This window comes from Phyllobacterium sp. T2-21 (assembly GCF_055378485.1).
Genome location: NZ_AP027912.1, coordinates 3,660,665 through 3,670,000 on the forward strand (window position 1 = coordinate 3,660,665; position 9,336 = coordinate 3,670,000).

8 protein-coding genes, 1 tRNA gene and 2 rRNA genes (1 of these 11 running past the window's edge) are annotated in these 9,336 nt (G+C 56.6%); 3 read left to right on the forward strand and 8 right to left on the reverse strand.

Translation table 11 applies throughout. The features are described 5' to 3' along the window. Nucleotides 1-15 precede the first annotated feature (15 nt). From ACZ5FP_RS18110 to ACZ5FP_RS18125, 4 genes are all read right to left on the reverse strand, one after another. On the reverse strand, nucleotides 16-747 hold the full coding sequence (locus ACZ5FP_RS18110; protein WP_464661492.1) for an amino acid ABC transporter ATP-binding protein: 732 nt from the start codon (nucleotides 745-747) through the stop codon (nucleotides 16-18). Next, nucleotides 728-1,387, reverse strand: a complete 660-nt coding sequence (locus ACZ5FP_RS18115; RefSeq protein ID WP_464661493.1) for an amino acid ABC transporter permease — start codon at nucleotides 1,385-1,387, stop codon at nucleotides 728-730. Before ACZ5FP_RS18115 ends, ACZ5FP_RS18110 begins: the two co-directional genes overlap by 20 nt. Then, on the reverse strand, nucleotides 1,384-2,088 hold the full coding sequence (locus ACZ5FP_RS18120; RefSeq protein WP_464661494.1) for an amino acid ABC transporter permease: 705 nt from the start codon (nucleotides 2,086-2,088) through the stop codon (nucleotides 1,384-1,386). The genes ACZ5FP_RS18115 and ACZ5FP_RS18120 overlap by 4 nt, the downstream gene beginning before the upstream one ends. A 64-nt stretch (nucleotides 2,089-2,152) precedes the next feature. Further along, nucleotides 2,153-2,956 (reverse strand): transporter substrate-binding domain-containing protein, encoded by an 804-nt coding sequence (locus ACZ5FP_RS18125; protein ID WP_223616119.1) that lies wholly within the window; start codon nucleotides 2,954-2,956, stop codon nucleotides 2,153-2,155. Nucleotides 2,957-3,267: 311 nt separating this feature from the next. Between ACZ5FP_RS18125 and ACZ5FP_RS18130 the strand changes: the two genes are divergently transcribed. Together ACZ5FP_RS18130 and ACZ5FP_RS18135 are read left to right on the forward strand one after the other, a co-directional pair. Then, complete coding sequence (locus tag ACZ5FP_RS18130) at nucleotides 3,268-3,594, forward strand: EthD domain-containing protein (protein WP_464661495.1); 327 nt, start codon at nucleotides 3,268-3,270, stop codon at nucleotides 3,592-3,594. A 54-nt stretch (nucleotides 3,595-3,648) separates the two neighbouring features. Continuing rightward, nucleotides 3,649-4,677 (forward strand): LacI family DNA-binding transcriptional regulator, encoded by a 1,029-nt coding sequence (locus ACZ5FP_RS18135; protein WP_464663346.1) that lies wholly within the window; start codon nucleotides 3,649-3,651, stop codon nucleotides 4,675-4,677. Here ACZ5FP_RS18135 and ACZ5FP_RS18140 read toward each other — a convergent pair. The 4 genes from ACZ5FP_RS18140 to ACZ5FP_RS18155 all read right to left on the reverse strand — a co-directional run bounded on the left by ACZ5FP_RS18140 (nucleotide 4,674) and on the right by ACZ5FP_RS18155 (nucleotide 9,043). After that, nucleotides 4,674-5,051, reverse strand: coding sequence for a DUF4180 domain-containing protein (locus ACZ5FP_RS18140; protein WP_464661496.1), 378 nt, complete (start codon nucleotides 5,049-5,051; stop codon nucleotides 4,674-4,676). The two genes, ACZ5FP_RS18135 and ACZ5FP_RS18140, sit on opposite strands and share 4 nt — an antisense overlap. Nucleotides 5,052-5,315: 264 nt before the next feature. Next, a tRNA-Met gene (locus ACZ5FP_RS18145) sits at nucleotides 5,316-5,392 on the reverse strand. A gap of 299 nt (nucleotides 5,393-5,691) precedes the next feature. Then, nucleotides 5,692-5,806, reverse strand: a 5S ribosomal RNA gene (gene rrf / locus ACZ5FP_RS18150). A 287-nt stretch (nucleotides 5,807-6,093) separates the two neighbouring features. After that, nucleotides 6,094-9,043, reverse strand: a 23S ribosomal RNA gene (locus ACZ5FP_RS18155). 61 nt (nucleotides 9,044-9,104) lie between these two features. Here ACZ5FP_RS18155 and ACZ5FP_RS18160 point away from each other — a divergent pair. Further along, nucleotides 9,105-9,336 carry the 5' portion of a hypothetical protein gene (locus tag ACZ5FP_RS18160; RefSeq protein WP_464661485.1) on the forward strand. Its footprint extends 56 nt past the window's final position, so only the first 232 of its 288 coding nucleotides appear in the window; its start codon is at nucleotides 9,105-9,107; its stop codon lies off the right edge, out of view.

Genomic DNA, 9,336 nt, shown 5'->3' on the forward strand with positions numbered 1-9,336 from the left:
CCCTAATGGATGGATTTACTTGACATCGGCTTTGACGAACTGGCGCAGCTCCGGCGTCTTGGGATCGCTGAAGAGTTGTTTCGACGGCCCCTCCTCCCAGATCTTGCCCTGGTGCATGAAAATGGTTCTGGTCGCGACCCGGCGGGCAAAAGCCATTTCATGCGTCACCAGAATCATCGTCATGCCGTCCCGTGCCAGCTGTTCCATGACGTTGAGTACTTCCTCGGTCAGTTCCGGATCGAGCGCAGATGTCACCTCGTCGAACAGCATCACTTTCGGCTGCATGGCGAGGGAGCGGGCAATGGCGACGCGCTGCTGCTGGCCGCCGGACAGCTCATCCGGATAGGCATCGAATTTTTCCGAGAGACCAACGAGCTTCAGCACCTTTTCCGCGGTTTCGCGGCTCTGTGCCCTGGCGACATTCTTGACGATCTTCGGCGCCAGCATGATGTTGTCGCCGACGCTCAGATGCGGGAAAAGATTGTAGCTCTGGAAGACGATGCCGACATCCCGGCGCAGTTCCCGCAGCTGCCTGGGATCGCTGCTCACCGTGTGGCCGGCAATCTCGATGCGACCGGAATTGATCTTTTCCAGGCCGTTGATGCACCGCAAAAGCGTGCTCTTGCCGGAACCCGACCGGCCGATCAGCGCGATCACCTCGCCGCGCTCGACGGTCAGCGAGACACCTTTGAGCACCTCGACCGAGCCGAAGCTTTTATGGACATTTTCAACGATGACTTCTGGCATGGAGTCTCCTTTCCAGCCAACGCGACAGCTGGGACAGCGGATAACAGACGACGAAGTACAGCGCCGCGACCGCAAGAAACACGCGGAAGGGCTGGAACGTCGCATTGTTGATGAGTTGGCCTGCACGGGCGAGTTCGACAAAACCGATGATCGAGGTGATCGACGTATTCTTGACCACCTGCACGGCAAAGCCGACGGTTGACGGCAAGGAGATGCGCAGCGCCTGCGGCAGGATCACATAGCGATATTGCTGCACGCGCGTCATGGCGAGCGATTCGGACGCCTCCCATTGCGGCTTGGGCACAGACTGGATGCAGCCGCGCCAGATCTCGGCGAGATAGCCCGATGCGTAAATCGTCATCGAAGCGCCCGCTGCCACGAGAGGCGGCAGCTGCAGCCCGGCGAGGCTCAGCCCGTAATAGGACAGGAACAGGATCATCAGCACCGGGATGCCCTGGATGATCTGGATATAGGTTGCGGCCACGATCCTCAGCCATTTGTGCGGGGAGGTGCGGGCAAGCGCGATGACGAAGCCGACAAGACCGCCGCCGCTGAGCGCGATGATGGTCAGGACAACCGTCCACAGCAGCGCCGAGACAAGGAAGCCGAATTCGCTGAAACCGAAGGTACGGAGAATCATGCCTGCACCTCCGGAAGAGCGACCGCGGTTCGCCGCGCCACGCGGCGGCCGAACAACCACAGTCCGATAACGGCAAGCACACCGCGCAGGGCGAGCGCCAGCGCCAGATAGATGAGCGTGACGACGATATAGACTTCGAAGGAACGGAAACTCTGCGATTCGATGAAGGCGGCCGATGCCGCAAGTTCCTTCGTCGAGATCGCCGAGCACACTGACGACGCCAGCATCATCAGAACAAACTGGCTGCACAGCGCCGGATAGACCTTGGCAATGGCCGGCATGATGATGACATGGCGGTAAATCTGCAGCCGCGTGAAGCCCAGTGCCTCGCCCGCCTCGATCTGCGATTTGTGAATGGATTCGATGCCGGCGCGGATGATCTCGGTGGAATAGGCGGCGAGATTGATCGTCATGCCGATCAGGGCAGCCGTCACCGCGCTGACGCGCAATCCAAGCCCCGGCAGGCCGAAATAGACAATGAAGAGCTGCACGAGAAACGGCGTGTTGCGGATGATCTCGACATAGGCATCGACGAGAATGCGGCCGATGCCTGTTTTCATCGAGCGGATCGACGCAAGGATAATACCGGCGGCACAACCAAGGATGATCGACGCCACGGAAAGCTTGATCGTCATCCATATGCCGGCCAGAATTTCATTCTGGTACTGGGCGATGACGCCAAACTGGAAGGTGTAGGACATCTCCGGTCTCCATTGGAAAATGGCACCGGGCAGGCTTTGCCCGGTGAACCGATTGAGCGGCAGATCAGAAGGATGGCAGCTGCGGCATGGGCTGGCCGGTCCACTTGACCGAAATGGCATCGAGCTCGCCGGAGTTCTTCATCAGATAAATCGCCGTATTGAGCCACTGGCGCATCTCGAAATCCTGCAGCGCCGTTGCCATGGAATTGCCCTGACGGAAGAAGGTGAAACCAACCTGCAGACCGGCATCGGGCAGCTGCTTCAACACGGCGTCGGCAACCGTCGACGGCAGCGCGACGGCATCGACCTGTCCGGCGATCAGTGCCTGGGCCGTGGTCGAATCATCCTCGTAGACCACGAGCTCGAGCCCCGGCACGGCAACTTTGCGCAAGGCCGCTTCCTGTGACGAACCGCGATTGACCGCGACGCGCTTGCCGCCGAGTTCAGAGAGGGCCGCGAATTTCTGGTCCTTGCCGGAAACGATCACCATGTTGAAAGCGCTGTAGGGCTGGGTGAACATCACCGTCTTGGCGCGTTCGCCCGTTGGCGCAAGCGTCGCAATGAGGAAATCGACCTTGCCGGTCTGCAGCGCCGGGATACGCGATGGCGGCGTCAGCGGCACAAGTTCTGCCTTCACGCCGAGATAACCGGCTATCAGGTTGGCAACATCGACGTCATAACCCGTCGGATTGCCCTTCTCGTCGACCATGCCCATCGGCGGTGCGCCGGTGAGCACGCCGATTCGGACGGTGCCGCGCGAGGTGATGTCGTTCAGCGTGACCGCATTGGCATCGACTGCCGAAAACAGCCCTGCAGCGGCAAGGCCGACGGCCGCGACCATCACACGCAATGATTTTGAAATACCCATTCTTGTCTCCTCCACTTGTCGTGTTGTCCATGATTCCGGCGATGCCTCCCGAGCATCACCCGCCAGTCTCAGTGTGTATCAATTGTTCTCGATAACATTTCCATTCAGCCTGTTGATTCCGCGATACTGCGCTACGAGTCTTCGACAGTATTCCGTCCAGGAGCATCAAGCCGCAGCCTATTCAAACCATTCGGCAGCATTCCCTGACGGCTTGTCAATTTTGCTGCTTGTTTTTCCAATCAAGCATGTTATCGGTATCATTACAAGTGGCAAGGCGAAAATGCCACGCTATCAACGCGCAAGGAGGATCCATGTTCACCCGGTCGGCCATTTTCGAGGGAACGATTCATAAGGGCCAGGAAGACGCCTTCTTTCAGATGGTGGAGGAACGATTGCTGCCTGTCTGGAAGCGCATGCCGAACGCCCAGGCGGTGCGCATCATGCGCACGGTTGATTCGGACCCTGATTCGCCCCCCATCGCCATGGTCCAGGAAGTCGACTATCCCTCGATGGACGCCGTGAAGGAAGCCCTTGCCTCGCCGGTGCGCCTCGAAGGCCGGGCCATCACCGATGAAATGATGCGCATGTTCGATGGCCGTTTCTACCACGTGGTTTACAACAGGATCGCCCCGAAGTAACTGATTCGGAACAGACAGGACCGAACCGTGCCGCCATCTTCGCCCAAAGCCACCATGCACGACGTCTCCCGCCTCGCCGGCGTGTCGAAGATGACTGTCTCGCGGGTGCTGGCGGACCCTGATCTCGTTTCCGAATCAACCCGCAACCGGGTGATGAAGGCCATCGAGCAGCTGAGCTACGTGCCAGACCGGGTGGCGGGCAGTCTTTCCTCCCGGCGCACCAACTTTATCACGGCGATTCTGCCGACCCTGACCAATTCCAATTTCGCCGATACCGCGCAGGGTCTTGCCGAGGCCATGCGGCCGGCCGACTATCAGCTCCTCATCGGTTACACCATGTACCGGCTGGAGGAGGAAGAGCGAATCATCCGCGCCATGCTCGCCCGGCGGCCCGATGCTATCGTGGTTGCGGGTACCACCCACACCAAGGCGGCCAATGAAATGATGCTGCGGGCGGGTATTCCGATCGTCGAAATCTGGGATACGCCGGAACATCCGATCGACCATGCGGTCGGCTTTTCCAATTATGAAGTCGGACGGGCAGCGGCATTGCATCTCCTGGCATTGGGGCACCGGCGAATCGGCGCGCTTGGATCCAGGATGGACAGCGATGCGAAGGATCTGCGCGGCGAATCACGGCTCGCAGGCTTCACCTCGGTGCTGCGCGAGGCTGGCCTGAGTGATGAACTGGTGATTCGGGCCGGCCAAGCCCCGGTTTCCTACGATCATGGCGCCCTTACGCTCGGCATATTGCTGGAACAGGCCCCGGACGTGGAAGCGGTCTTCGCCGTTTCCGACATTTCCGCCGTCGGCGCACTGATGGAATGTCACCGGCGCGGCATCAAGGTGCCCGGCGATCTCTCGCTGATGGGCTTTGGCGATTTCGATATTGCCCGGCAATGTGTTCCAGCGATCACAACGATTCGCATCGATGCCGAACAGATCGGCCGCAGGACCGGCGAACTTCTGCTGCAGGTTCTCGATCGCAGCACCGCACGGGAATATGCACCGGCGGCGGCGGTCAATGTCGGGTTCGAACTGGTGACGCGCGGCACCACGGCACCCGCGGGAAAACCGCGTTAGCCGGCTGCGTGAATTGCCAGCCGTTGCTCTAGTTCTGCCAGATCGCGGATGAACCACAGGCTGCGGCCGCGATTCGTCTCATAAATAAAATCGCGCAATGGCTTGCTTGTGTCCGCCCATGCGGAAATATCTCCGAGAATGGCCAGGCGAATCTGATAGTTGACGAATTTCTGGATGACTTCTCCGGCGATTCGGGTGTTGAGGTCGAGAAAATCATCGCCAAGCCGTGAAACCGGAATGACGGCCAGCGTTGCGTCCTGCGCCCAGGTCTCGCTGAGGAACGTATTGGCATCTCGCGCGGCGGCAAGTTTGTCACCCTCCCCGGCGAACAGAAGAACGCGCAGACCGTGCATCTCGATTACATCGTCGTTCATCTGCCGAAAATTCCTTTGGCTGCAAGCATGGACAATGACATCGCCAGATTACCTCGGCATCGAACCCGTGCAATGGTTATTCGGGTTGAGCGGAATAAACGTTTCAAACTTTTTGGAGCGTTATAAGCCGACGAATATATTGCTGCACAAGGAACTTCGGGCGCTGGTATTTTCTGCCTTCCTTAAACGACAAAACCCCGCGGGAGCGGGGTTAGTGTTTGTGTTTTGTGAGAAGCTTGTTTTGAGATTGTGTTGTGAGGGATTTGGTTGCGGGGACAGGATTTGAACCTGTGACCTTCAGGTTATGAGCCTGACGAGCTACCGGGCTGCTCCACCCCGCGCCACCATATCCGGCGATTGCCGTTTTCGTGTGCCTGTCCTCGGGCGTTGCCCTGCGGTCAGACGGTACAGCCCGGATATCTCCGTTTGTCCGTCCTGGAAGCTTTGAGGCTTCTGCGGTCGGACGGGGCTGCTGCACCCCTTGCCACCATGCCGGTATTTCCGGCTACCGCGTTTGAAGCGGCGTGTAATTATGCACTTGTGCCTGCTGTTTTGCAAAAGCAAAAGGCCGCTTGATGCGGCCTGTTGATTGGAACGTATGGGATGTGGAGAGATTATGATTTCATGTTGCGTTTGGCAGACCTGGCAGCGACCTACTCTCCCGCGTCTTGAGACGAAGTACCATTGGCGCTGGAGCGTTTCACGGCCGAGTTCGGAATGGGATCGGGTGCAGCCGCTCCGCTGTAACCACCAGGTCAGCAAAAAGCAACGATGAAAGAGAAGCTGGTTTTGTTTGTGTTGAATGTCGCTCACGCATATCAGCCCTATCGGGCTGTGCTCCGCGGGGGCGCGGCACGAGCCGCGACGCACTATCGTGCTGTATTTGGAGCTTTTCCTAGAACCGAAGTTCCAGAAAGTACCTATACAGACCGCTAGGTCGTCGCCGGACGTCCGGCGCGCCGTCGCAGCGCCCGCCCCAAAGGGGCGATACGGCGCGTGAGACAGTCAATTCATCGCTTCGCGATGGATATAAGTAATGAGAATGATCAAGCCAATCGAGCTATTAGTACCGGTAAGCTTCATGCGTTGCCGCACTTCCACACCCGGCCTATCAACGTGGTGGTCTTCCACGGCTCTCAAGGGAATACTCGTTTTCAGGTGGGTTTCCCGCTTAGATGCCTTCAGCGGTTATCCCGTCCGTATATAGCTACCCTGCTATGCGGCTGGCGCCACAACAGGTCCACCAGAGATACGTCCATCCCGGTCCTCTCGTACTAGGGACAGATCCTGTCAATATTCCTACACCCACGGCAGATAGGGACCGAACTGTCTCACGACGTTCTGAACCCAACTCACGTACCGCTTTAAATGGCGAACAGCCATACCCTTGGGACCTGCTCCAGCCCCAGGATGCGATGAGTCGACATCGAGGTGCCAAACAACCCCGTCGATATGGACTCTTGGGGGTCATCAGCCTGTTATCCCCGGCGTACCTTTTATCCGTTGAGCGATGGCCCTTCCACGCGGGACCACCGGATCACTATGACCGACTTTCGTCTCTGCTCGACTTGTCAGTCTCGCAGTCAGGCGGGCTTATGCCATTGCACTCGACGACCGATTTCCGACCGGTCTGAGCCCACCATCGCGCGCCTCCGTTACTCTTTAGGAGGCGACCGCCCCAGTCAAACTACCCACCATACACTGTCCCGGATCCGGATAACGGACCGCGGTTAGACATCCATATAGGTAAGGGTGGTATTTCAAGGATGACTCCACGAAGGCTGGCGCCCCCGCTTCAAAGTCTACCACCTATCCTACACATGCCGACACGAATGCCAGTGTAAAGCTATAGTAAAGGTGCACGGGGTCTTTCCGTCTAACCGCAGGAACCCCGCATCTTCACGGGGAATTCAATTTCACTGAGTCTGCGTTGGAGACAGCGGGGAAGTCGTTACGCCATTCGTGCAGGTCGGAACTTACCCGACAAGGAATTTCGCTACCTTAGGACCGTTATAGTTACGGCCGCCGTTTACTGGGGCTTCGATTCAAAGCTTGCACCTCTCCTCTTAACCTTCCAGCACCGGGCAGGCGTCAGACCCTATACGTCGTCTTGCGACTTCGCAGAGCCCTGTGTTTTTGGTAAACAGTCGCTACCCCCTGGTCTGTGCCACCCTCACATACTTGCGTACATAAGGGTCACGCTTCTTCCGAAGTTACGCGTGCAATTTGCCGAGTTCCTTCAACGCAGTTCTCTCAAGCGCCTTGGTATTCTCTACCAGTCCACCAGTGTCGGTTTAGGGTACGGTCTATACGCGGGAGCTATTTCCTGGAACCGCTTCGAAGCCCTTCCAATCCAATAAGGAAGAACAACATACGCGATCCGTCACTACCCGCAGGCCCACGAATATTAACGTGGTTCCCATCGACTACGCCTTTCGGCCTCGCCTTAGGGGCCGGCTAACCCTGCTCAGATTAACTTTAAGCAGGAACCCTTGGACTTTCGGCGAGGGAGTCTCTCACTCCCTTTATCGTTACTCATGTCAGCATTCTCACTTCTGATACCTCCAAGAGCCCTCACGGGTCTCTCTTCAACGGCTTACAGAACGCTCCGCTACCACTCCCGGGAACCCGAAGGTTCCAAAGAATCCACAGCTTCGGTGTATGGCTTTAGCCCCGGTACATTTTCGGCGCAAAGACCCTTATTTAGACCAGTGAGCTGTTACGCTTTCTTTAAATGATGGCTGCTTCTAAGCCAACATCCTGGTTGTTTTGGGATCCTCACATCCTTTCCCACTTAGCCATAACTTAGGGACCTTAGATGGTGGTCAGGGTTGTTGCCCTCTTCACGACGGACGTTAGCACCCGCCGTGTGTCTGCCGATTAGTACTCTTCGGTATTCGGAGTTTGGTTAGGTTTGGTAAATCGGTGAGATCCCCTAGCCCATCCAGTGCTCTACCCCCGAAGGTATTCGATCGACGCTCTACCTAAATAGATTTCGCGGAGAACCAGCTATCTCCAAGTTTGATTGGCCTTTCACCCCTAGCCACAAGTCATCCCAATCTATTGCAACAGATGCGGGTTCGGTCCTCCAGTAAGTGTTACCTTACCTTCAACCTGCTCATGGCTAGATCACTTGGTTTCGGGTCTAATCCGACGAACTGAACGCCCTGTTCAGACTCGCTTTCGCTGCGCCTACACCTACCGGTTTAAGCTTGCTCGTCAGACTAAGTCGCTGACCCATTATACAAAAGGTACGCTGTCACCCAGAACAAATCTTGGGCTCCAACTGTTTGTAGGCATTCGGTTTCAGGATCTCTTTCACTCCCCTTGTCGGGGTGCTTTTCACCTTTCCCTCACGGTACTGGTTCGCTATCGGTCATGCACGAGTACTTAGGCTTGGAGAGTGGTCTCCCCATGTTCAGACAGGATTTCACGTGTCCCGCCCTACTCAAGGACTTTTATTCGCATTACGTGTACGGGACTATCACCCACTTCGGTCACCCTTTCCAAGGTGTTCCACTTGTCTCATAAAAGCCACTGGCCTGGTCCGCGTTCGCTCGCCACTACTTACGGAGTCTCGTTTGATGTCCTTTCCTCCGGGTACTTAGATGTTTCAGTTCCCCGGGTTCGCTTCTAACCCCTATGTATTCGAAAGTTAGATACCTTATTTTGATATCTAGAAATTATTTTGGTTCTACCGATCGCTCACGCGCCGTACGTCCTTCGGACTGGCGCTCCGCTGGGGCGGCCAAAAGTGGCCGACGACCGAGCGGTCTGTATGGGCGCGTCCTTCTGGGAAGGCAGCCCGTCCAATGGTTGTGATCAATCTTCCAACCAAAATAATTTTCTAGATATCTAAGGTGGGTTTCCCCATTCGGAAATCGTCGGATCAAAGGGTATTCGCACCTCCCCGACGCTTATCGCAGCGTATCACGTCCTTCATCGCCTGTGCATGCCAAGGCATCCACCAAATGCCCTTAAGACACTTGATCATTCTCATTGCCAATATCCATCCTTGCCTTCACGAACATTTCGTCTCCATGGGGGATACCAATGGACAACCAAACATTCAGCAACAATCGATTTGACAAAAAAGACCAGCTTCTCGAGATAAATCCGATGGCTCTGCGGTTAAGCGGCCAATCTTCTGCAAGGGCTTTTGATGAGCATCCCTTGCGACATTTTCCGGCGTTCATGGCCCGAAGGCCGGCGGACCCGCACCAGAAGGTGCAAACCCTTGAACATCCGGAACAATCCGAATTTATCTTCTCTTCACGATTTCATA